Raw genomic sequence first — 23,221 nt, 5'->3', positions numbered from 1 at the left:
TGCTCCTCGCAAATACTTCAACTTTTCAGCGTCAGCGCTATCTTCAGCTGCAATTCGTTTTCGGAAAAGGGCTTGTGCAGAACCGGACACTGGGCGAAGTCAGCGGGCAGGCCGCTGACGCCGTATCCGGTGCTGAACAGGAAAGGAACGTTACGTGCACGCAGGATATCAGCCACCGGGAACACTCGTTCACCAGCCAGATTGACGTCCAGAATTGCCAGGTCAACCTCCAGGGTGTCCGCTTTTTCCCGAGCCTGGGCGAGTCGTGGGACTGACGCCACCACCGTGCAGCCCAGCTCTTCGAGCATTTCCTCGATCAACATGGCGACCGCGCCTTCGTCCTCGACAAGCAGAACCCTGATACCAGCAAACCGGGTCATGCAGATTGCTCAACGACCATGAACGAGAAGCGACAGAGAACGCCCTCAGGTGCAAAAGTCAGGACAAAAATTCCGCCAAGATCGCGCTCGATACAGCGCTTCATCAACCGCGAACCGAGCCCTTCCCGTTCCGGCGGAAACACCGGGGGGCCGCCCTGCTCGCGCCAATCCAAGGTCAGCAAGGTGCCGTTCGATTGCGGCTGGACGTTCCAGTTCAGCGAAAGCCTGCCCGTCTCGACCGACATCGCGCCGTACTTGAGCGCATTGATCGCCAGTTCGTTGAGGGTCATGGTCAGGCCGAGCGCGACCCGGGTATCGACGTCGATGGCATCACCCTCCAAGGTGATACGGCCAGGGTCGGCCCCGAATATCGGCACCAACACTTCCCGGGCCAGGGAGGCCAGCGGGGTCTGGCCCCAATGGCGCCTCGTCAACAGATCGTGGGCGCGGGACAACGCGAGAAGCCGGGCTTCGAAACGGTTGTAACCATCCTTTGCATCCACCGCATTGCGGGCGGTCTGGGCTGCCAGGGATTGCACCGTGGCCAGGGTATTCTTGACCCGGTGGTTGAGCTCGTCGATCAGGGTTTTCTGCCGGTCTTCGGCCTGCTTGCGCTCGGAGATGTCCACCAGCATGTTGATGGCGCCGACCAGGTTGCCCTGCGCGTCGTGCAGCGGCGTGGGATAAGGCGCGAACGGGACCCGGCTGCCGTCGGGACGCTCCGCGACTGCCTCGACCCCGCGTATCGGCCGGTTTTCCTTCAAGGCCACCGCCATCGGGCACTGGTCGTGGGGCAGGAAATTGCCATCGGTGGTGAACAGTTTCCAGGTCACGCACCAAAGGTCGCCCAGTTCAGGCGTACGCCCCGACAACTCGACCGCTGCCCGGTTGAAAAAATTGATCCGGCCTTGCGCGTCCGTGGTATAGACCGCCGCGGGCAGCGCCTCGAGCAGGTTGCGCATGTGCCGTTCGCTTTCGAGGATCTGGTTTTCCATGCGCCGCGCCTGCGTGACATCCTGGATAACCCGCACGCCATAACGAAACACGCCTTGGGAGTCCCGGACCGATGAGCTGTGGATGTCCAGGTAGACGGTTTCTCCGTCAGGCTTGAAGGCGCGTTTGCGCAGCACGTAGTTATCCAGCTCGCCGGCCACTTGGCGCGCATACAGCGCGGCGTCTTCGTCGGTGCTGTCGGAGTGGGTATACCCCAGGAAAGTCATGTTCAGCAGTTCTTCGCGCGAGCGCCCGAGCATGTTGCAGAGCGCATCGTTGACCCGCAACAGACGGCCATCCGCCCCGGCTTCGGCAATGCCGATCGTCGCCGCCTCGTAGGTTGCGGACAACCGGTCGTCGCTCTCCTGGCGTGCCGTCTCGGCCGCATGGACCGAGGTCACGTCCACGGTGAAGCACCGGGTGTTGAAAAGCTTGCCGTCCTCGAATCGCCCGTTGGAGGTGATGGTGACATGCTTGATCGAACCATCCTTGGCTCGAAGGCGAGCCGGATAGTCTTCCAGGCATTCGCCGTTGCTCAATTTGCTCAGGATGTCGCCGATGACCGGCTCATCGACATGGAACTCGGTGATGTGGCGGCCGATGTACTCCTGCGCCGAATAACCGAGCAAGGCCAACTCAGCCTTGTTGGCACGCACAATGGTGCCTTCGCCGCTGACGATGTGCAGGCCGACCGCACTGTTTTCGAAGAAGTCTTCCAGGTCGGCATTCTTGCGCCGTAGCTCGTCGGCCATCGCGTGGTGCGCCGAGACATCCTGGAAGCAGTTGATCGCCCCTTGGATAGTGCCCTGCTCATCCCTCAGGGCCCGGATGTTCACCAGCGCGACGATCCGCGAGCCGTCCGGACGCTCGATAAACACTTCCTGGTTGCGCGTCGCCGTACCCGACTCCAGCGCCCAGGCCATCGGGCAGTCTTCCAATGCCAACGGCGTACCGTCGGCCAGGAACAGGCGATAGGAACCGCAAAAACGGTCGCCGCCCTCCCCTAATACCGGCGCTCGTCCCCACAACGTGGCCGCCTCGCTGTTGTAGCGGACCAGCCAGCCGTTGTGATCACACAGATACACCGCGCCAGGAATGGCGTCGAGCGCGTTTGCGCCCATCGCCACGAGCCCTTCATATTCGCTCGGTGTACGCGTCTCCCTGGGAAACGCTTCAATATTCGACATTTCTATCCCCAATCCGCCTGGCTGAATGCGCCTGCTACACAACGACCCGGTATCCCCTGAGTCGGCGATCCCAGCCCGGACTATTCCTTTACATGCCGGAGCGGATTTTTTCATGCAGCTGCAATGGATACTAGATCCTTATTCATCCTGCGAGTTCAGGAAAATTCGGTGACATGGCACGTCAGTCTCAAAATCGGAACAACGCGCGGGGCGTTTCTACCATAAGCGCGCGCATAAACGGCAAAGAAATCTGCAAATCCTGTAACTGGCGCATCACCGTATCGAAGCCGATGACTGCCTCGTGTTGTGTATGCGGCCAATCACTGCCCCATACCAGGCGATGGGCGCCGAAACTCTGCTCCAGCAGGCCCAATGCGGACCTGGCGAATGCCAGATTCTGCTGCTTGGTGCCCGCCAGCCGATAGATGCCGGAAACTTTCATCCAGACTTGCCCACTGGCGCCCAGCGTCATCAGCTCGGGATATCCCGGTTGATCAAGGCCCGAACGCGCATCGGGGCGACCGAAGTGGTCGACCACCAAGCGCACGCCGAACGGCATCAACTGGCGAATCAGTCCCGGCAGTTGTTCTACCGGGGCATGCAATTCGACATGCCAATCCAATTCGGCAAGGTGGCCAAGGAAGTCTTTCCACAGGGTTTCGCGAAAGTCGGGCGAGGCCGTGCCCATCAGGTTCAAGCGAACGCCGACCACGCCCAGCCGCGCCATCTCCTCCAGCTCGACTCGGCTGATATCCGGTTCCACCACCACGACCCCGCGCAGTTGCTCCGGCGCCTGTTCCAGCGCGGCGAGCAGGTAGCGGTTATCGGTGCCGAGAAAGCTCGGCTGAACCAGAACACCATGGCTCAAGCCATGGGTCTGCAGATGGTTCAGGTATTGCGCAAGCGTAGCGTCATAGTCCGGTGTGTAACGCCGCACGGCAGCCAGCTCCAGCTCACGGCTGAACACGTGGGCATGGCAGTCGATGCCGGTCATCGACGTAGTACAGGAATCAACCATGGTTCTCATCTATCAAAATTAAAGTGATCAGGCGCGGGCGCTCTCGCTGGCAGATGCCACGGCGGGCGCCGGTGACGCAGATGCCTCAAGGCTACGGCCGCGGGTTTCCGGCAGGCAAAGCGCCGCGAGCACAGCCACGCCGTAGGCGATGCCCGCATCAATGCCGATGGCTGATCCCAGGGACATGGAATCGCTCATGTGCCCCACCAGGAACGGGAATACCGCCGACAGCACCCGGCCGAAGTTGTAGCAGAAACCGACGCCGGCACCGCGTACATCCGCCGGGTACAACTCGTTGAAGAACGCCCCGAGGCTGGCCGGAATGCCGGCTGCGAAAAAGCCGAGCGGGAAGCCCAGGAACAACATCTGCGTATTGCTCAGCGGCAGGAAGACGTAGCACTGCACGGTCACCACACAGCACAGCGCGAACAACAGGATGTTCTTGCGCCGGCCGATGCGATCGATCAGCAAGCCACTGACGACACAACCGCACCAGAAGGCAAAGATGATCACCGCCAGGTAGCCGCCGGAATTGAGCACCGACAGGTTGCGCTCGGTCTTGAGGAAGGTCGGCAGCCAGGTCATCACCGCGTGATAACCGCCGTGGGCACCCAACCCGAGCAAACCGCCGAACAGGGTCACGCGAATCAGTTCCGGGCGAAAGATGCCGCCCAGGGACTTGAAGAAGCTCTGCGGAATCGCCTGTTCCTTTTGCAGCCGCTGGAAACTGTCCGGCTCCTCGACGTTGCGGCGCACCCAGATGATCAGGAACGACGGCAGCAGGCCGACGATGAACATCACCCGCCAGGCCATGTCCTGCGGCACCAGGGAGTAGATCAGCGTAAAGACCCCGACAGCCAGCCCCCAACCCACCGCCCAGGCGCTCTGGACCGTGCCCATGACCTTGCCGCGGTATTTCGGATTGATCGTCTCGGCCATCAGCACCGCGCCGGCGGCCCACTCTCCGCCAATGCCAAAGCCCTGCAATGCCTTGACGATCAACAGTTGGTGAAAGCCCGTGACGAACGCCGACAGGAAGGTGAAGAACGAGAACCACAGGATCATCCATTGCAGCGTGCGCACCCGGCCATAACGGTCGGATAGCGTCCCGCCGACCCAGCCACCCAGGGCCGAGGTCACCAGCGTAACGCCGCTGATCAGCCCCGCATCGCCCTTGGACAAGGCGAACGCGGCGATCAACGCCGGTATCGCCAGGCCGAACATCTGGACCTCCAGCGCGTCGAGCGACCAGCCGCCAAAACACGCCCAAAACGTCTTGCGCTCCCGCGAAGTGATCTGGCGATACCAACTGAACATGATTCTTATCCTTATGAGTGAAACAAAAGGCAGCCGAGAGCGAACCGCGCCGCTGCAGGGCCAGTCAGGAAAAACACACAGGGCAAGGGCAGCGGCGTTCGAGACGCCGCTAGCCCGCCGAAGTCAGCGGATTTCGACGCTGTAGCGGAAATGCTCGGCATGCCCGCGCGAACGGCGCCATTCCAGCGGGTTGCCGGCGTAATCGCGGGCCAGGCGCTCGATCACCACCACCGGGCTGTGGACCGGAACCTGCAACAGGCGCGCATGCACCTCGTTGACCGATTCGGCCGTGAGGGTTTCCTGCGCATAGGCAACCACCTGCCCGCAGATTTCCTCGTAGATGGGATAGAGCAACGGCCCTTTCTGGTTCAGGTCGATCTCCAGCAACGGCTGGAATCGGCCACGTGGCAGCCAGATTTCTTCGGCGAGCACCGGCTCGACTTCCAGCAGACGCACCCGGACGATGCGGATCACCGGCGCATCGACCGGCAACCCCAAGGCCTGCGCGACCGCCGATGGCGCCGCCACCGGCTCGACAGACAGGATGCGACTCTGCGGAACCCGGCGTTCACCGGACGCCGACTGAAAGCGAAAGAAACGAAACAACGATGACTGGAACTGCGGACGACGAATGAAGGTGCCCCGCCCTTGCTGGCGCTCCAGGATGCCCTCGCTGACCAAGGCATCAATTGCCTTGCGCACGGTTCCGGTGGACAGCTGGTATTCGGCTGACAACGCTGCCTCGGTCGGAATCGCCTCCCCCGGACGCCAGCGATTGTTGGCGATCTGCTCCGCCAGCTGGTCACGCAAACGTTGATAAAGCGGCAGGCGGGCGTCGCTGGACAGGGCGTTCATAGGACTATATCCACCTTGTTATCTAGTCATCTATATGAATTTGAGCCGAGTATTTGCTTCGACCCGCCGTGTTGTCAAGACGGGGCCTGATACTTTGCAGACCAACGGAAACAGCAAGGGCAGCGAATCAGTGCGTTGCGTGACGAGGCAACGCCAACGAAATCAGGGCAGCGAGCAACACGAATGCACTGGAAATCCACAGGCATGCCGCCAGCCCGTACCCTTGGTAGACCCAACCTGAAAGCAGCGTCCCGGCCAGCCGGCCGATGGCGTTGGACATGTAATAGAAACCCACGTCCAGCGACACGCCGTCCTCCTTGGCGTACGACACGATCAGATAACTGTGCAGGGAAGAATTCACCGCGAACAGCCCGCCAAAGACCATCAGCCCGCCCAACAGCATCGCCTGTTGTGACAGCCCCAGGGCCATCGCCGCCGGCAAGCCCGCCAACGCCAGCGCCCAGAGGAACGCGGCGCGCCCATCCGGCACCTGCCCGCGTTTCTTGCCGGTGATGTTCGGCGCCAGGGATTGCACGATGCCGTAGCCGATGACCCACGCGGCGAGAAATCCGCCCACGGTCGAGAAATTCCAGCCGTAGACACTGCTCAGGTAGACCGGCAGGGCCACCACGAACCAGACATCCCGGGCGCCGAACAGGAACATTCGCGCGGCCGACAAAATATTGATCGCCCGGCTCTTGGAAAGGATGTCGCGAAATCTGGGCTTGGCCTTGGCCTTGCCCAGGTCCTTCTTCAGCAGGATCAGGCTACCGCCCCAGATCAGTGCCAACACGGCGGCCATCGCCAACAATGCGCCCTGGAAACCGATCCATGCGAGCAACGCCCCACCGAGAAAAAAGCCGACGCCTTTGAGCGCGTTCTTCGAGCCGGTGAGGATCGCTATCCAGCGATAAAGCCTGCCCTGCTCACCGTCAGGCACCAGAAGCTTGATGGAGCTCTTGGCGCTCATCTTGTTCAGGTCCTTGGCGATTCCCGAAAGCGCCTGGGCCATCATCACCCAGGCGATGGTCAGCCAGGCGGACGGAACCGTCAGCATCAGCAGCGCCACCACTTGCAGGCCCAGGCCGATGTTCATCGTCCGATTCAGGCCCAGCCGGGCACCGAGGTAGCCGCCCAGCAGGTTGGTGACCACGCCGAAGAGTTCGTAAAACAGGAACAGCGCGGCAATCTGCAACGGGCTGTAGCCCAACGCGTGGAAGTGCAGCACCACCAGCATCCGCAGGGCGCCGTCGGTCAAGGTAAAAGCCCAGTAATTACCGGTGACGAGCAGGTACTGTCGCACTTGCGGCGCTAAGGCTGACAAGGCTTTCATCACGATTCCTCAGACAGCCAGGCCAACCATCCGGGCCAGTTCGACGGTGCGGTTGGCGTAGCCCCATTCGTTGTCGTACCAGGCATAAAGCTTGACCTGGGTGCCGTTGACAACCAGGGTCGACAGCGCATCGATGATCGACGAGCGCGGATCGGTGCGGTAGTCGATGGACACCAGAGGGCGCTCCTCAAAACCGAGGATGCCCTTGAGCTCGTGCTCGGCTGCGTCCTTGAGAAAACCGTTCACTTGCTCCACCGTGGTAGCTCGCTCGACCTCGAACACGCAATCGGTCAGCGACGCATTGGCCAACGGCACCCGCACGGCATGGCCATTGAGGCGCCCGCGCAGCTCGGGAAAGATTTCGGCGATAGCGGTGGCCGAGCCGGTGCTGGTGGGAATCAGGCTCATGCCCGACGCCCGGGCGCGGCGCAGGTCCTTGTGCGGCTGGTCGAGGATGCTCTGGGTATTGGTCAGGTCATGGATCGTGGTGATCGAGCCGTGACGGATGCCGAGCTTCTCGTGGATTACCTTGACCACGGGTGCCAGGCAGTTGGTGGTGCAGGAAGCCGCCGTCACGATGCGATGCCGGTCCGGCTCGAACTGCTGGTGATTGACCCCCATGACGATATTCAAGGCGCCTTGCTCTTTCACCGGGGCACTGACCACCACGCGCTTCACGCCCTGATCGAGATACGCCTGGAGCACCGCGACCGTCTTCATCTTGCCGCTGGCCTCGATCACCACATCGCAGCCCGACCAGTCGGTGTCGGCGATCGCTTTGTTGGCTGTGACCTTGATGCGCTGCCCCTCGATGATCATGCTGGCGCCATCGGCGTCGGCCTGGCGGTTCCAGCGGCCGTGCACCGAATCGAAGTTCAATAGATGCGCATGGGTCGCCGCGTCGCCCGCCGGATCGTTGACCTGCACGAACTCGAAATCCGGCCAGCCCCAGGCTGCGCGCAAGGCAAGGCGACCTATGCGTCCGAAACCGTTGATGCCTACTTTGATCGTCATTTTGAAGGGGGCCGTCTATCTGTGTTCAGTCGAATATATGTTTTTCCGGATACAAGAGGAAATCGAAAGTGGCGCGTCCCCGTGGCGAGGGAGCTTGCTCCCTCGCCACGGAGTCCGTTGTTATTTCAGAAGGGAGAGTGTTCCGATCACGCTCTCGTAGTACAGTCTGCACCCGATGTCAGCCCCCATTTGAACGGCATGAGGCGTCCGGGAATTTTGCTTGAACAGACCCGCACCTCATGTTCTTCGTCAGCCGAAGCGGTAACAGCATGATTGAAATCACCGAAGTCTCCATTGCCCAACTCCGGGCCGCGCTGGAATCCGGCCAGACCACGGCGGTCGAGCTGGTCCAGGCCTATCTCGCCCGGATCGACGCCTATGACGGTCCCGACACGCCTACCGCCCTCAACGCGGTGGTGGTTCGCAACCCTTCTGCGCTGGACGAGGCCAAGGCGTCCGATGCCCGTCGGGCCAAGGGCCAGACTCTGGGTCCCCTCGATGGCATTCCCTATACCGCCAAGGACAGTTATCTGGTGAAGGGGCTCACCGCTGCGTCTGGAAGCCCGGCCTTCAAGGACCTGGTTGCCCATCGCGACGCCTTCACCATCGAACGCCTGCGTGCCGCCGGGGCGATCTGCCTGGGCAAGACCAATATGCCGCCGATGGCGAACGGCGGCATGCAGCGCGGTGTTTATGGCCGCGCCGAAAGCCCTTATAACGCGGATTACCTCACCGCGCCTTTTGCCTCCGGTTCGTCGAACGGCGCGGGCACTGCCACCGCTGCCAGTTTCGCCGCCTTCGGCCTCGCTGAAGAAACCTGGTCCAGCGGACGCGGCCCGGCCTCCAACAATGGCTTGTGTGCCTACACGCCCTCGCGCGGGGTGATCTCGGTGCGCGGCAACTGGCCCCTGACGCCGACGATGGACGTTGTCGTGCCCTACGCCAGGACCATGGCCGACCTGCTGGAAGTGCTGGAAGTGGTGGTGGCGAACGACCCCGACCCCCGTGGCGACCTGTGGCGCCTGCAACCCTGGGTGCCGATTCCGTCCGTCGATTCGGTCCGTCCCGCCTCGTACCCGAACCTTGCCGCCAATCCCGAAGCGTTGGCCGGCATCCGTTTCGGCGTGCCGCGCATGTACATCAATGCCGACCCCGAGGCGGGCACCGCTGAAAAGCCAGGCATTGGCGGCCCGACCGGGCAACGAATCATCACTCGCCCGTCGGTGATCGCCCTCTGGGAAGCCGCGCGCCAAACCTTGGAGGCCCAGGGCGCCGAAGTGATCGAGGTGGATTTCCCGCTGGTGTCCAACTGCGAGGGCGATCGCCCTGGCGCGCCGACGGTGTTCACCCGCGGCCTGGTGTCCAAGGAGTTCCTGCACCATGAACTCTGGGACCTGTCGGCCTGGGCGTTCGACGATTTCCTGCGGGCCAACGGCGATCCGAAACTCAATCGCCTGGCCGACGTCGACGGACCGCTGATTTTCCCTCACGACCCGGGCACCCTGCCCAATCGCGAGGATGATCTTGCCGCCGGCATGGACGAATACGTGAAGATGGCCCAGCGCGGCATCACGCCGTGGGATCAAATCCCGACGTTGCCCAATGGCTTGCGCGGCCTCGAAGAGACACGCCGGATCGATCTTGAAGACTGGATGGAGCGGCTCGGGCTGGATGCGGTGATCTTCCCTACCGTGGCGGACGTCGGGCCCGCCGACGCGGACGTCAACCCGGAGTCAGCCGACATTGCCTGGAGCAATGGCGTATGGGTCGCCAACGGCAACCTCGCCATCCGCCACCTCGGCGTGCCAACCGTCACCGTGCCGATGGGCGTCATGGCGGACATCGGCATGCCGGTCGGGCTGACGTTCGCGGGCCGTGCCTATGACGATTCGAAACTGCTGCAGCTGGCCTCGGCATTCGAGTCGACGGGCTCGAAACGGATGATCCCGCCGCGGACTCCGCCGTTGTCTGGTGATCATCCGCGCGCGTGATCGCGGCGGGTACATGAAACAGGAAAGCAGGCTCACCGCTTCAATAGCTGTGAGGCCTGCGTCATCAGCGCCTGCTGCAGGCTAATCGAACCTGCCCACCGCAAGCCGCCCCGTCTCGGGCCGCGCATAGAGATACCCCTGCATCAGCTCGATGCCCAACTCCAGCAGCGTCGCGCTTTCTTCTCGCGTCTCGACGCCCTCGGCGATGACGGTAATCCCCAGCCGGCCGGCGACCAGGATGATCCCCTCGACAATCGCGCGCCTGACCGGATCCTGGTCGATGCCTCGGGTCAACGCCATGTCGATCTTCAGCACTTGGGGCTGGAACAGCGCAAGCAGATTGAGCCCCGAGTAGCCAGAACCGAAATCATCGATTGCGGTAGTGAAACCCTGACGTTCGTACTCCAGAAAGATCGACTTGAGGTGCTCGGGGTCGTCCACCCTTTCGCCTTCCGTGACCTCGAACATGAGCCTGTCCGGCGGAAAGCGGCTTTGACGCGCAGCTTCCAATGTCGCCCGTATGCAGGTCTCGGCCCGGTACACGGCGTTGGGCAGGAAATTGATGCTCAGCAGGCAACCGGGAATGTCGAGGATACCCAGCCTGGCAGCCTCCTCAATCGCTTTCACCCGGCAGGCCTGGTCGAACCGGTAACGGTTGCCGTCATTCACCAGCCCGAGGATATAACCTGCCGATTCGCCGTTCACGCCTCTGACCAGTGCCTCATAGGCAAAGGCTGTGCGCGTGCGGACATTGAAGATTGGTTGGAACGCCATGGTGAAATCAAATCCCAATGCCGAATGGTCGCGACACTCGGCGCAACCAAGGGATTTGAATGTTTGAGGAGAAGAGGATGCGGTCATATCAGTGTTCCGTCGCGGCAGCGGGTGTCCCTGTGTTGCAGAAACTATAGGCAATCTCCCTTGAATCGGCACGGGTCGCGCTTTCTGGAGTGCGGTCGGGCCCGCGTTACGCAATTAACAACGTTTAACTCGCCCCTGCGCGCGACCTCACCAAGAATGGCGCTCTGTCCAGGCCTTGGTTCACACGGAAAAGACGCATGTCGCCCGCATCCACAAACATGATTGTACCCGGGCCAGCACCGGTCGCCCTGAAGCCGATCTGGCTGCTGGCTTTGCTGGCGGGAAGCGCACCCGCACTGGCAGGACAAACCGCCGAGGGTTTCCTGCAAGGGGCGACATTTGAGGTGCTGAGCCGCAACTTCTACCTCAACAATGACTACCGGTCCCCGACCCCGGCGGGCAAGAGCTACAAGGCGGAATGGGCCCAGGGCTTCATCGCCACGTTCGAGTCCGGCTTCACGCCCGGCATCGTCGGTGCAGGCATCGACGCCCATGGGTTCGTCGGTTTGAAACTGGACGGCGGCAAGGGCCACTCGGGGACGGGACTGCTGCCGCTGGACGAAGACGGGCGCAGTGAGGACGAATACTCCAGCGCCGGCGCTGCACTGAAATTCAACACCTCGCGAACCACCTTGGCGCTGGGCGAAATGACCGTCGCGACACCGGTATTCGATACGGCTGACAAGCGCCTGCAACCGGAATACGCCAGCGGCGTGTTGTTGTCGAGCCAGGAAATCGATGAGGTCGATTTGCAGGCGGGTCATTTCAACGCCTTCAAGAATCAGGATGCCTCCACCGCCAAAGGTGATTTCTCCGGTTATGGGGCAAGTACCCGCCACGGCAGTATCGACTTCATCGGTGCCGACCTGTTCAGCGGCCGCACGGTGGGCGGCGCGCTCTATGCTTCCGAGCTGAGCGACACCTGGCGCCAGTACTACGGCAATCTGCATTCGACGCTGGGCCAGCTGTTCCTCGACGGTAACGTCTACTACACCCGCGACCATGGCCAGGCCAGCGCAGGCGCCATCGACAACACGGCCTTCAGCCTGTCCGGCAAATATCGACATGAAGCCCAGGCATTCACCTTGGCGTACCAGAAAATCAACGGCGACACGCCTTTCGATTTCGTTGGTGGTGACTCCATCTACCTGGCCAACTCGATCAAATACGCTGATTTCAATGGCCCGGGCGAACGCTCCTGGCAGGCTCGTTATGACCTCGACCTGGGCACGTTGGGCATCCCCGGCTTGAGTTTCATGGCCCGCTATGTAACCGGCGACGGGATAGATGGCAGCCATGCGCCACGGGGCGGCGCCTACAACCCGTTCGACAGCGACACCGGAACCTACAGCCCGCAGCAGGGGGACGGCGGCCGTCATTGGGAGCGCGACCTGGACCTGCATTACGTCGTGCAATCAGGGCCGGCCAAGGACCTGTCGCTGCAACTGTCCCACGTCACCCACCGCGCCAACAGCGCCCAGGCCGGCGATGACATCGACAGGCTGTACGTCGTCATCCAGTACCCGCTGAAGCTCGGACCGTTCTGAAAAGACGCATCATCAAACCTTCACGCTGCTGACGGCATGATAGTTGGCATCGAGCCCAGCGAGGAAGCGCCATGCCGTCATCAGGACTAGCGACGAACGTCTCTCACCGACCAAGGCTTGCGGATCTCAAACCGCTTGTCCAATCCTTGCGGGCAGCTCCCGCTGCCCTGCGCAGACAGGCGGAACCCAGCGTCACTCCGGCAACACAGCTGGAGAATCGAGAGGGTTATCGCAGCGACTTCCTTGGCGATTTCCTGGTGCCCTGGCCGTCCCTGGATGCAGCCCAGGCAGAGGACGTCCACCCGACGGGCGCAGCCATGAATCGCCTGGATTACACCCATTTCTCCATCATCATGTCTCGAAGTCGACGATTGGCGCTCGTGGCGGGAGTCAATATCGATGGCGCCAGCAGTGTCGAAGTCGATCGCGGGCGCGATGCCTGGGCCTATGACGGGCGACTGCCCAGCGATGCGCAGCTCGGCGAAGAGCTCTATGCCGACAACCTGCTGGATCGCGGCCATCTGGTGAGGCGCCAGGACCCCAACTGGGGCCAGGAGGCGCACACGGCCAACACCGACACCTTCCACTTCACCAACTGCTCGCCACAGATGGCCGCCTTCAACCAGAAAACCTGGCTGGAGCTCGAGGACTATATCCTCGACAACACTCGCCGCTGGAAAGCCCGGGCGACGGTATTCACCGGGCCGTTGCTGCGCGAAGATGATCCGACCTATCGGGGCGTGCAGATCCCCACCGCGTTCTGGAAAGTCGTGGCATTCCTCGGTGACGACGGCAAGCCCTCGGCCAGCGCCTACATGATTGACCAACGCCGGGAACTGGGGAAACTGGAACTCCTGTTCGGAGCGCTCAAGACCTACCGACACAGCGTTGATCAGATCGAAACGCTGACGGGTGTTCGTTTTGGTGATCTGGCCGACTACGACGGTTTCTCGAACGAGGAACGCTTGACCGGAACACGGATTGAAGCGGCCATCCGCGGGCCCGAAGATATCCTTCTGTAAAACGGACCGGCCGGCGCCCGGTACAACGGACGCCGGTCGGGCTATCAATGCTCCAGACCAGGAAAATCAGCTCCACGCGCCGTGGCCTCCCACGCGCGAAACTCTTCCTGCATGGCGGACAGCTTGGCCATCGCCACTTCGAACGCGCGATTGCCCAACAGCAACCGCTGAGGCGGCTGCTCGGCATTGACCGCGGTATAGATCGCCGCGGCCGCACGCGCCGGGTCGCCTTCCTGCCTGCCGACCGAGACGTGATAAGCGCGGCGTGCGGCGCCTGCGGTGGCGTCGTAGTCGTCGATCGACTCGCATACCTCGGCTGCCGAGCCGGCCCACTCGGTGCGAAACGCGCTGGGTTGCACGGTCATGACCCGGATGCCGAGCGGTTCGACTTCGGCCCGCAAGGCATCGCTGAGCCCTTCCACAGCAAACTTGCTCGCGCAGTAATAACCCACCGCAGGAAAGCCGGCGAGCCCGCCGATGGACGTCAGGTTGACGATCATCCCCTGCCGCCGCCGGCGCATGCCAGGCAGCACCGCGTGGATCATGTTCGCGGTACCGACCAGGTTGACCTCCAGAAGCCGACGCGCTGCCTGCGGATCGGTCTCCTCGACGGCGGCGAAGTAACCGATACCGGCGTTGTTGATCAACACGTCGACCTTACCAAAGACTCGCTCGGTGGCGGCCACTGCGTCGCGGGCCTGCTGTGGGTCAGTGACATCGAGCGGCAGCACCAGAGCTTCGCCGAGGCGGCCCAGGTCCTGCACTTGCTCGACTTTGCGGGCGGTGACGACCACGCGCTCACCCTGCTTGAGCAGATGCTCGGCAATGTATCGACCAAAACCAGTGGAACAGCCGGTGACCAGCCAGGTTTTACGATTGCTCATGACGGTTCTCCTCTGTTGGCTCAGCCGGCGGTGACTGTCATGCCGCCATCAGCCATGACCACCGAGCCGACCATGAAGCTGGCACGGTCCGAGGCCAGGAAGGCGACCACCTCGGCGATTTCTTCAGGTTGCGCGGCCCGGCCGATGGGGGCGGCTTCGCCGTGCTGGGCGAGAAACTGCGGGCCGTCCTCGACCACGTCATTGAGGATATTGGTGACCACATCGCCAACGCCGACCGCATTGACTCGGATGCCATGCTCGATGGCTTCCAGCGCCAGCGTGCGGGTCAACTGCGCCAGGGCGCCCTTGGACGCGGTGTAGGCGGCGATGGTCGGGAAAGCGAAATAGGATGCATAGGAGGCAATGTTGACGATGGCCCCGGACTTGTTGGGCATCATTGCCTTGACCGCTTCGCGTGAGTGCAGGAACGCCGCGGTGGCGTTGACGGCCTGGATGCGTTCCCAATCCTGGCGCGTCATGTCGACCACGAGTTTGTTGATGATGATGCCGGCGTTATTGACCAGGATATCCAACCGGCCGAACTGCTCGACCGCCAGGCCCACCGCGCGCTCGGCGGCGCCGTCCTCGGTAATGTCAGCCACCAGCGGCACCAGTCCCGGGCGGGCCAGCTCGTTGACGGCGGGGTTGATGTCCTCGGCGATCACCTTGGCGCCACGGGCGTGTAGCAACAGGGAAATGGCCTTGCCGATACCGCTGGCGGCGCCAGTGACCAGGGCGACCTTGCCTTCAACTTCGTGGGGAATGTTGTGTTTGATATCGCTCATGGTAGCTCTCCTCGTTGACCGACCGACGAGACATCCGCCGGTGCGCTGTCGTGATTGACGGCTTCACTGTCGCGCAACGAGGGTTACCGGGCTTTGGTGATGTTGCGGGGACTGTCGGGGTTTTGCGCAAACCTGCAAAACCGGCGGGATTACCCGGGACGGCAGCGCGTCCCGGGCATCGGGTTCATGGCTTGCGAGTCACCCGCCACACGGTGTTCGCCAGGTCATCGGCGATGATCAACGCACCGCGCGGATCAACGGTCACACCCACGGGCCGCCCACGGGTCTTGCCATCGTCGCCGCGGAAACCCGTGGCGAAGTCCACCGGTTCACCAGCGGGACGACCATTGCGAAACGGCACGAAAATGACCTTGTAGCCCACCGGCTGGTCGCGGTTCCAACTGCCGTGCTCACCCACGAAGGCGCCTTCGGCAAATTGCTCGCCCATGGCCGGGATGGAGAAATCGACACCGAGTGCCGCGACGTGGGACCCGAGGCTGTAGTCGGGTTTGACCGCAGCGGCGACTTTTTGCGGATCCTGCGGTTGTGCGCGCGGGTCGACGTTCTGCCCCCAATAGCTGTAGGGCCAGCCATAAAACGCGCCTTCACGCACCGATGTCAGGTAATCCGGCACCAGGTCGGGACCCAACTCGTCACGCTCGTTGACCACCGCCCACAACTGTCCGGAGCCAGGCTCGACCTTCAACGCCGTCGGGTTGCGCAGACCTGTCGCATAGGGTTTGTGGGCGCCTGTCTCGGCGTCGATCTGCCAGACCATGGCCCGGTCGATTTCGGCTTCCATGCCGCGCTCGGTGACGTTGCTGTTCGAACCGATGCCAACGTACAGCGAGCGTCCGTCGGGACTGATGGCCAGCGCCTTGGTCCAGTGGTGGTTGATCTCGGACGGCAGGTCGGTGACCTTGGTGGGCGCCCCACTGGCCTTGGTCTGGCCTTCCTGATAATCGAAGCGAACCAGTGCATCCTGGTTGGCCACGTACAGCTTGCCATCGGCAAACGCCAGGCCATAGGGTGCGTTGAGGTTTTCGGCGAAGACCGTCTTGAGCTCGTAGGTGCCGTCACCGTCAGCGTCGCGCAACAGCGTCAGGCGATTGCCGCCCTTGACCTGGGTGTTGCCCTTGGCCTTGATGACACTGGCAATCACATCCTTGGGCTTGAGCTTCGCAGCGTTTCCGCCACGGCCTTCGGCCACCAGGATATCGCCGTTGGGCAGTACCAGGGTCTGGCGCGGAATCTTTAAATCGGTGGCGATAGCGGTGATGTCGTAGCCTTGCGGTACCGTCGGTTTCTGCTCGCCCCAGGGCACCGGCTCGGCGATTTTCATGCTGGGCAACAACCCGCGCTGGGGCTCCGGCAATTTGGGGTCCGGACCGCGTGCCTGAGTGGCGTCCCCTTCTCCTCCACAGGCGCTCAACAACAACGCCATGCTCAGGGCTGTCAATGCGATGCGCGGTTTCATTGCTCACCTCCGGAACGCAGATTGGTCAGCCCGACCCACGCCGCAGCGCAGGCCAACAGGGTCACGACGACCGACAGAACCAGGCCCTGGGGCATGATGGCCCAGGCGTCCTTGGCATGTTCGAAGGCATTGATCAGCCCGAGTACCCAGGTCACCAGCAATAGCAGGAAATACACCACCGGACGCCCGCCCTTGCGCTCCGCACGGATCAGATTGACCAGCGCAAACAGCAATGCCAACCCACAGAACAGCAGTCCGCCGGCAATCAGCCAGGAGGCGAAATTGCTCCATTGGATCTGGTAGGTCTTGTAGTACGCGATGTCATTGAGCAGCGCCCCGAGAAACAACGGAACGCTACCGGCGAGCAGGACCGCGTGAAGCGGACCTGGCGTGCTTCGGTAGAGGGGATGGGTGGTAACGGTCATGACAGCTCCTTATCGTTCAGCGTCCCGTGGCGGTTTCCGTGAGATCCGGGCCGGCGGGGTCGCGTTGATTAACGCCTAGGGAAATGATCGTGCCGCCAAAGCGATAGTTCCGATTTTTCGCTTGGGATAAGGCGGCAGTTCCCAGCGTTTTGTGGCGAGGGGATAAATCCCCTCGCCACAGGACAAGGGTCTCGCCACGGGGGAATGGGGTTTCGGGGTGGTTCGTGTTAAACCCGCACCATCAGGGCCTCGTCCGCATCCGCCGCGCCATGCAGCAACTCGATCAGCCAATCGATGAACACCCTCACCCTCGGCGACAGCTGTCGATGAGGCGGGTAGACCACTGAAATTGGCCATGACGGCACCGGATGATCGCTCAGCACCTCGACCAACCGCCCCTCGGCGAGTTGCCGTTGCACGTGGTAACGCGGCGCCTGGATCAGGCCGAATCCTGCCTCACAAGCCGTTACGTAGCCGTCGGCGTTGTTGACGGTCAGCTCGGATGACATTTGCAACTCTCGTACCTGCCCTGCCACTTCGAATTCGAACGGGAAATAACGACCGTTACCGGACGCGAAACCGATGGCCCGGTGCTCTGCCAGGTCCTCCAGCGCCACAGGCGTACCTGAACGAGCCAGGTAGCCAGGGCTGGCGCAAGTCACCTGGCACAACCGCACGATCGGTCGCGCCACCAGCGCCTGGTCGCTGATGGCGCCGGCCCGGATGGCGCAATCCACCCCTTCACGCTGCAGATGAACCAACCGGTCATGAAACCCCAGGTCCAGTTTCAATTGCGGATAGCGCCGATAGAAGTCCGCCAGGTTCGGCACGATCCATGTGCAGCCGAAGGCGATGGGCATGTCCACGCGCAGGGTGCCGCGAGGTTGGCTGCGTTGCGCGGACAGCGAGGTTTCCAAGTCGTCCAGTTCATCGAGCAACTGGCCGCAGCGCTGGTAATAGGCTTCGCCATCCAGGGTTGCGCGCACCTGCCGCGTGGTGCGCTGTAGCAGTTGCACCCCCAGATGCCCCTCCAGTTGCTGGATCAACAGGCTGACGGTAGCCCGGGGCAAACCCAGATCGTCGGCGGCCTTGCCGAAACCGCCCAGTTCGACGATGCGCCGGAACACCTGCATAGCCTGTAATCGATCCATGGTTCTACTCACTATTCAGAAATCACGAATAGTTAAACCAAAAACAGCGGCTTTATCCAGAAAACTGCTTTACGGAGACTGATCGCGTCACTTCAACCCAAAGGAACAACCTCATGATCACTCGTCAACTTGGCCACCAGGGTCCACACGTCAGCGCCATCGGCCTGGGCTGCATGGGCATGTCGGATTTCTACACCACGGGCACCGACGAGCGCGAATCCATCGCCACGCTCCACCGCGCCGTCGAGCTGGGCGTGACCCTGTTCGACACGGCCGACATGTACGGCCCGCACACCAACGAAGAACTGCTCGGGCGTGCCTTGCGCGGCAAGCGTGAAGGTATCTACCTGGCGAGCAAGTTCGGCCTGGTGCGCAGCGATGATCCGCATGCCCGGGGCGTCAATGGTCACCCCGAATACGTCCGGCAGTCGATCGATGGCAGCCTCAAGCGCCTGGGTACCGATTACCTCGATCTCTACTATCAGCATCGCATCGACCCACAGGTACCCGTCGAAGAAACCATCGGCGCCATGGCCGAGCTGGTCAAGGCCGGCAAGGTCCGCCACATCGGGATTTCGGAGGCCAGCGCCGAGACCATCCAGCGGGCCCATGCCGTGCATCCGTTGGCAGCGGTGCAAAGCGAATACTCGCTGTGGTCCAGGGAGCCGGAACACAACGGCGTGCTCGACACCTGCCGACGCCTGGGGATCGCTTTTGTCGCTTACAGCCCCCTGGGCCGCGGCTTTCTGACGGGCGAGCTGAAGACCCCTGATGACTTTGCCGCAGACGACTACCGCCGCTTCAACCCGCGTTTCCTCGCCGACAATTTCCAGCGCAACCTGGCCTTGGTCGAACGGGTCAAGGCGTTGGCTGAGCAGAAGCAGATCAGCGCCTCGCAACAGGCCTTGGGCTGGGTCCTGGCCCAGGGCAGCAATGTGATTCCGATCCCGGGCACCAAGCAGCGCAAGTACCTGGAAAGCAACGTCGCCGCCGCCAGCGTCTTCCTGAGCGCCGAGGAGCTGGCTCACCTGGATGCGATTTTCGGCGCCCAAGGCGCGGTGGCCGGCGAACGCTACAGCGCCGAGGTGATGACCTTGCTCGACGGCTGATCAGGCCGGGCTTTTTACCTGCAACGGCACCGGGGATATTCGTCCCCCGTGCCACCCCGGCACGTTTTCGATCCGATTCTTGACCTGCGGCGCCAAATCCCGCTGCGATATTCTGGCTTACTGCAAATCCTCTGCTATAGCTTAAGCCCTTCACTTCATGCATGTGAGGCAAGGGAATGTCAGTCGCCAAGAAGATGAGTGTGAGCCAGCTGACCATGCTGACCGCCGTCAACATGCTGGGGTCCGGCATCATATTGCTGCCGACCAAACTCGCCGAAGTCGGCGGCATCTCCATCCTGTCCTGGCTGATCACCGCCACGGGCTCGCTGGCATTGGCCTACGCGTTCGCCCGCTGCGGCATGCTCAGCCGCAAGACCGGCGGCATGGGCGGTTACGCCGAATATACCTTCGGCAAATCCGGCAACTACATCACCAACTACACCTACGGCCTTTCGCTGTTGATTGCCAACGTGGCGATCAGCATTACCGCGGTCGGTTATATCCAGACGTTGTTCGATATCAAGCTGGATTCGCTGCAAGTCGGCCTGGCGACCATCGCTTTGTTGTGGCTGACCACCTTCGCCAATTTCGGCGGCGCAGGCATCACCGGCAAGATCGGCGCCGTGACGGTGTGGGGAGTCATTGCCCCGGTGGTGCTGGTTTCCACCGTCGGTTGGTTCTGGTTCGACAGCAGCGTTTATGCCGCCGGCTGGAACCCTCACGACAAGACCTGGTACGAAGCGGCAGGCGCTTCGGTGGCGATCACGCTCTGGGCATTCCTCGGGCTCGAATCGGCCTGCGCCAACGGTGACGCGGTGGAAAATCCCGAGAAGAACGTGCCGATCGCGGTCCTCGGCGGGACCCTCGGCGCCGCGGTGATCTACATCGTTTCCACCAACGTCATCGCCGGTATCGTCGATAACGCCGAGCTGGTCTCCTCCACCGCGCCGTTCGGCCTGGTGTTCGCCAAGATGTTCACGCCGCTGGTGGGTGACATCGTCATGGGCCTGATGGTGCTGGCCTGCATCGGCTCGTTGCTTGGCTGGCAATTCACCGTGGCACAGGTCTTCAAGAGTTCGGCGGATACCGGCTATTTCCTGCCGATCTTCGCCAAGGCCAACAAGCATGGCGTGCCGATCATCAGCATGCTGATCCTGCTGGCGATGCAGACAACCATGGCGCTGCTGACCATCAGCCCGGACCTGGCCAAGCAGTTCGATACGCTGGTGAATCTCGCTGTGGTGACCAACCTGGTGCCCTACATTCTCTCCATGGCGACACTGGTGACCCTGCAAAAGGTTTCGAATGTCCCGGCGAACAAAGCCCTGGTCACCAATATCGTCGCGGGCATCGCCGCGGCCTACAGCTACCTGGCCCTCTACAGCTCGGGCGAACAAGCCTTGATGCTCGGCGGCGTCGCGGTGATCTTCGGCTATACGCTGTTCGGTTTCGTCAACACCCGCCTGATCCGCCTGGAGGCCATGAACAACAGCGTACCGACCCAGACCGTCGCGGCGCAGCACATCGTTGGCGAGCCCATTCCCGTCAACCACCTGAAGGCAGCTAATCTGGAGCCCTTGCCATGACGGAACATCGAAATCTGTTGGGGATGCTGGCCTTGCTGGTCTCCAATGCGCCCGACAAACGCAGCGTATTCGGCCGCGCGCTGATCCAACTGATCAGCGACGTGGAGGACCGCGCCGTCAGCGTGCTGACCTCCGAAACCCTGAGTGATGCCAAGTCGATCCTGAGTTCCGACCCGGCTATTCAATGTGTGTTGCTCAGCTGGGAAATCGACACCAGCGACGACCACCGCGAATGCATCGACCTGCTCACCGCGCTACGCGAGCGCAACACCCGCGTGCCGGTGTTCCTGATCAGCGATCGCAGCACGGCGTCCAACGTGCCGTTGATCGTCATGCAACATGCCGATGACTTCATCTGGTTGCCTGAAGACACCAGCCGTTTCCTCAGCGGGCGGATACTGGCGGCTATCGAGCGCTATCGCCAGGCGGTGCTGCCGCCGATGTTCGGCGCGCTGCTGAAGTTTGCCCGCAGCTACGAATATTCCTGGCACACACCGGGTCATGCGGGCGGCACGGCGTTCTTGAAAAGCACCGCAGGCCGGGCATTCTATGAATTTTTCGGGGAGAACCTGCTGCGTTCGGACCTGTCGATTTCCGTCGGCGAGCTGGGTTCCCTGCTCGACCACAGCGGCCCCATCGGACAGGGCGAGCGTTATGCCGCCAAAGTGTTCGGCGCGCACCGCACCTATTACGTCACCAACGGCTCATCGATGTCCAACCGCGTCATCCTGATGGCCAGTGTGACCCGTGACCAGATCGCATTGTGCGACCGAAACTGCCACAAATCCGCCGAGCATGCGATGACCCTCTCCGGGGCCATTCCGACCTACCTGGTGCCGACCCGCAACCGCTTCGGCATCATCGGCCCGATCCTGCCGCGGACCCTCAGCGCCGAGGGGGTGAAGGCCGCCATCGCGAGCAACCCGCTGGTCAAGAGTCACATCGACCCGACGCCGGTGCATGCGATCATCACCAACTCCACCTATGACGGCCTGACCTACAACGTCACTCGCGTCGAAGAGTTGTTGGGGCAAAGCGTCGACCGCCTGCATTTCGACGAAGCCTGGTATGGCTACGCGCGTTTTAATCCGCTGTACAAGGATCGCTTTGCGATGCATGGCAGCCCGGACGATCACGACCCGTCGAAACCGACCGTGTTCGCCACCCAGTCCACGCATAAGCTGTTGGCGGCGCTGTCCCAGGCCTCGATGATCCATGTGCGCAACGGCCGCAATCCGATCCCCCATGGGCGCTTCAACGAGTCGTACATGATGCACGCCTCGACTTCGCCGAATTACGCAATCATGGCCTCCTGCGACGTCAGCTCGGCGATGATGGAGGCGCCCAGCGGGCAGATCCTCACCAGCGAGGCGATCGAGGAAGCCATCGCTTTCCGTCAGGTCATCTCGCATATGCAGAACGAGATGCGCAGCCATGACGACTGGTTCTTTTCCTGCTGGCAGCCGCCGTCGGTGCAGGTCGACGGGGCATCGATTGCGTTCCACGAAGCCGACCCGGCCAGGCTCAAAATCGATCCAGGCTGCTGGGTCCTGCACCCCAATGAGGTCTGGCACGGCTTCGGTGACATTGAAGACGGCTACTGCATGCTCGACCCGATCAAGGTCTCGATCCTAAGCCCCGGGATGGGCGACGACGGCAACCTGCTGGACTTCGGTATTCCGGCCTGTGTGCTCAGTGCCTACCTGGGCACGCAAGGCATCGTGGTGGAAAAAACCACTGATTTCACCATCCTGTTCCTGTTTTCCATCGGCATCACCAAGGGCAAGTGGGGCACGCTGGTCAACGCGTTGCTCGATTTCAAGCGCGACTACGACGCCAACCTGGAGCTGGAACTCTGCCTTCCCGACCTGTTGAGCGCCAACCAGCAACGTTATTCCGGCATGGGGCTCAAGGACCTCGCCGAGGAAATTTTCGCCGCCATGAAACAAACCAGGACCACTGCCGCCATGGCCCAGGCGTTCGGCACACTGCCTGAGACGCACTTCAGCCCGGTGGAGGCGTACGAGAAACTGGTCAAGAACGAGATCGAGCAAGTCACCCTCGAAGAAGCGGCCGGACGCATCGCCGCGACGGGTATCGTGCCGTATCCACCAGGAATTCCCTTGCTGATGCCGGGAGAGAATGCAGGGCCGTCGGAGGGACCGGTGCTGACCTACCTCAAGGCGCTGGAAAGCTTTGACCGATCGTTCCCCGGGTTCACCCATGACACCCATGGAATTGAAAGCGAAGCGGGCACTTATCGATTGCTGGTGCTGAAACAGTAGC

Annotated in this window: 19 protein-coding genes; 6 read left to right on the top strand and 13 right to left on the bottom strand. The window is 62.1% G+C overall.

Annotated elements, in window-relative coordinates:
* Positions 1-17: 17 nt before the first annotated feature.
* The 7 genes from J3P86_RS12340 to J3P86_RS12310 form a co-directional block, all read right to left on the bottom strand.
* A complete protein-coding gene (locus J3P86_RS12340) occupies positions 18-380 on the bottom strand; it encodes a response regulator (protein ID WP_434623979.1) in 363 nt (120 codons plus the stop codon).
* A complete protein-coding gene (locus J3P86_RS12335; RefSeq protein WP_434700449.1) occupies positions 377-2,560 on the bottom strand; it encodes a PAS domain-containing sensor histidine kinase in 2,184 nt (727 codons plus the stop codon). Before J3P86_RS12335 ends, J3P86_RS12340 begins: the two co-directional genes overlap by 4 nt.
* A gap of 187 nt (positions 2,561-2,747) precedes the next feature.
* Positions 2,748-3,578 (bottom strand): amidohydrolase family protein, encoded by an 831-nt coding sequence (locus tag J3P86_RS12330; RefSeq protein ID WP_434700448.1) that lies wholly within the window; start codon positions 3,576-3,578, stop codon positions 2,748-2,750.
* 27 nt (positions 3,579-3,605) lie between these two features.
* Positions 3,606-4,895: an MFS transporter gene (locus J3P86_RS12325; protein ID WP_434651871.1), complete on the bottom strand. Its 1,290-nt coding sequence runs from the start codon at positions 4,893-4,895 to the stop codon at positions 3,606-3,608.
* Between the two features lie 123 nt (positions 4,896-5,018).
* Entirely contained in the window at positions 5,019-5,750 is a 732-nt protein-coding gene (locus tag J3P86_RS12320; RefSeq protein ID WP_434623987.1) for a GntR family transcriptional regulator, read from the bottom strand.
* A gap of 127 nt (positions 5,751-5,877) precedes the next feature.
* Entirely contained in the window at positions 5,878-7,083 is a 1,206-nt protein-coding gene (arsJ, locus tag J3P86_RS12315; protein WP_434623988.1) for an organoarsenical effux MFS transporter ArsJ, read from the bottom strand.
* A gap of 9 nt (positions 7,084-7,092) precedes the next feature.
* Positions 7,093-8,097 (bottom strand): ArsJ-associated glyceraldehyde-3-phosphate dehydrogenase, encoded by a 1,005-nt coding sequence (locus J3P86_RS12310; RefSeq protein WP_434700446.1) that lies wholly within the window; start codon positions 8,095-8,097, stop codon positions 7,093-7,095.
* 269 nt (positions 8,098-8,366) lie between these two features.
* Between J3P86_RS12310 and J3P86_RS12305 the strand changes: the two genes are divergently transcribed.
* Complete coding sequence (locus J3P86_RS12305) at positions 8,367-10,088, top strand: amidase (RefSeq protein ID WP_434700444.1); 1,722 nt, start codon at positions 8,367-8,369, stop codon at positions 10,086-10,088.
* Between the two features lie 81 nt (positions 10,089-10,169).
* Here J3P86_RS12305 and J3P86_RS12300 read toward each other — a convergent pair whose 3' ends face one another.
* Positions 10,170-10,949, bottom strand: a complete 780-nt coding sequence (locus J3P86_RS12300; RefSeq protein ID WP_434651882.1) for an EAL domain-containing protein — start codon at positions 10,947-10,949, stop codon at positions 10,170-10,172.
* A gap of 197 nt (positions 10,950-11,146) precedes the next feature.
* On the opposite strand from J3P86_RS12300, the gene J3P86_RS12295 reads away from it, so the two are divergent.
* A complete protein-coding gene (locus J3P86_RS12295) occupies positions 11,147-12,496 on the top strand; it encodes an OprD family porin (protein WP_434700442.1) in 1,350 nt (449 codons plus the stop codon).
* Between the two features lie 71 nt (positions 12,497-12,567).
* The gene (locus J3P86_RS12290; protein WP_434700440.1) at positions 12,568-13,518 is read left to right on the top strand and encodes a DNA/RNA non-specific endonuclease; all 951 of its coding nucleotides are present in this window, start codon (positions 12,568-12,570) and stop codon (positions 13,516-13,518) included.
* A 44-nt stretch (positions 13,519-13,562) separates the two neighbouring features.
* On the opposite strand, the gene J3P86_RS12285 is transcribed toward J3P86_RS12290, so the two are convergent.
* The 5 genes from J3P86_RS12285 to J3P86_RS12265 all read right to left on the bottom strand — a co-directional run bounded on the left by J3P86_RS12285 (position 13,563) and on the right by J3P86_RS12265 (position 18,240).
* Positions 13,563-14,402 (bottom strand): oxidoreductase, encoded by an 840-nt coding sequence (locus J3P86_RS12285; protein WP_434700439.1) that lies wholly within the window; start codon positions 14,400-14,402, stop codon positions 13,563-13,565.
* 20 nt (positions 14,403-14,422) lie between these two features.
* Positions 14,423-15,187 carry an SDR family NAD(P)-dependent oxidoreductase gene (locus J3P86_RS12280; protein WP_434568649.1) on the bottom strand — a complete coding sequence of 255 codons (765 nt, stop codon included), beginning with the start codon at positions 15,185-15,187 and terminating at the stop codon, positions 14,423-14,425.
* A gap of 184 nt (positions 15,188-15,371) precedes the next feature.
* On the bottom strand, positions 15,372-16,664 hold the full coding sequence (locus tag J3P86_RS12275) for a PQQ-dependent sugar dehydrogenase (protein ID WP_434700438.1): 1,293 nt from the start codon (positions 16,662-16,664) through the stop codon (positions 15,372-15,374).
* Positions 16,661-17,089 (bottom strand): DUF2231 domain-containing protein, encoded by a 429-nt coding sequence (locus J3P86_RS12270; protein ID WP_434624001.1) that lies wholly within the window; start codon positions 17,087-17,089, stop codon positions 16,661-16,663. Before J3P86_RS12270 ends, J3P86_RS12275 begins: the two co-directional genes overlap by 4 nt.
* 227 nt (positions 17,090-17,316) lie before the next feature.
* Positions 17,317-18,240, bottom strand: coding sequence for a LysR family transcriptional regulator (locus tag J3P86_RS12265; RefSeq protein ID WP_434700436.1), 924 nt, complete (start codon positions 18,238-18,240; stop codon positions 17,317-17,319).
* Positions 18,241-18,353: 113 nt separating this feature from the next.
* Between J3P86_RS12265 and J3P86_RS12260 the strand changes: the two genes are divergently transcribed.
* The 3 genes from J3P86_RS12260 to J3P86_RS12250 all read left to right on the top strand — a co-directional run bounded on the left by J3P86_RS12260 (position 18,354) and on the right by J3P86_RS12250 (position 23,220).
* Entirely contained in the window at positions 18,354-19,349 is a 996-nt protein-coding gene (locus J3P86_RS12260) for an aldo/keto reductase (protein ID WP_434700434.1), read from the top strand.
* A 176-nt stretch (positions 19,350-19,525) separates the two neighbouring features.
* Positions 19,526-20,935: a putrescine-ornithine antiporter gene (potE, locus tag J3P86_RS12255; protein ID WP_434700433.1), complete on the top strand. Its 1,410-nt coding sequence runs from the start codon at positions 19,526-19,528 to the stop codon at positions 20,933-20,935.
* Positions 20,932-23,220, top strand: coding sequence for an Orn/Lys/Arg decarboxylase N-terminal domain-containing protein (locus J3P86_RS12250; RefSeq protein WP_434700431.1), 2,289 nt, complete (start codon positions 20,932-20,934; stop codon positions 23,218-23,220). The genes potE and J3P86_RS12250 overlap by 4 nt, the downstream gene beginning before the upstream one ends.
* The last annotated feature ends 1 nt before the right edge of the window (position 23,221 follow it).

The sequence above is a fragment of the Pseudomonas sp. D1-1 genome, from assembly GCF_051132225.1.
Classification (GTDB): domain Bacteria; phylum Pseudomonadota; class Gammaproteobacteria; order Pseudomonadales; family Pseudomonadaceae; genus Aquipseudomonas.
Note: the sequence above shows the minus strand (reverse complement) of the source record. Positions and strands in the feature narration are given on the sequence as shown.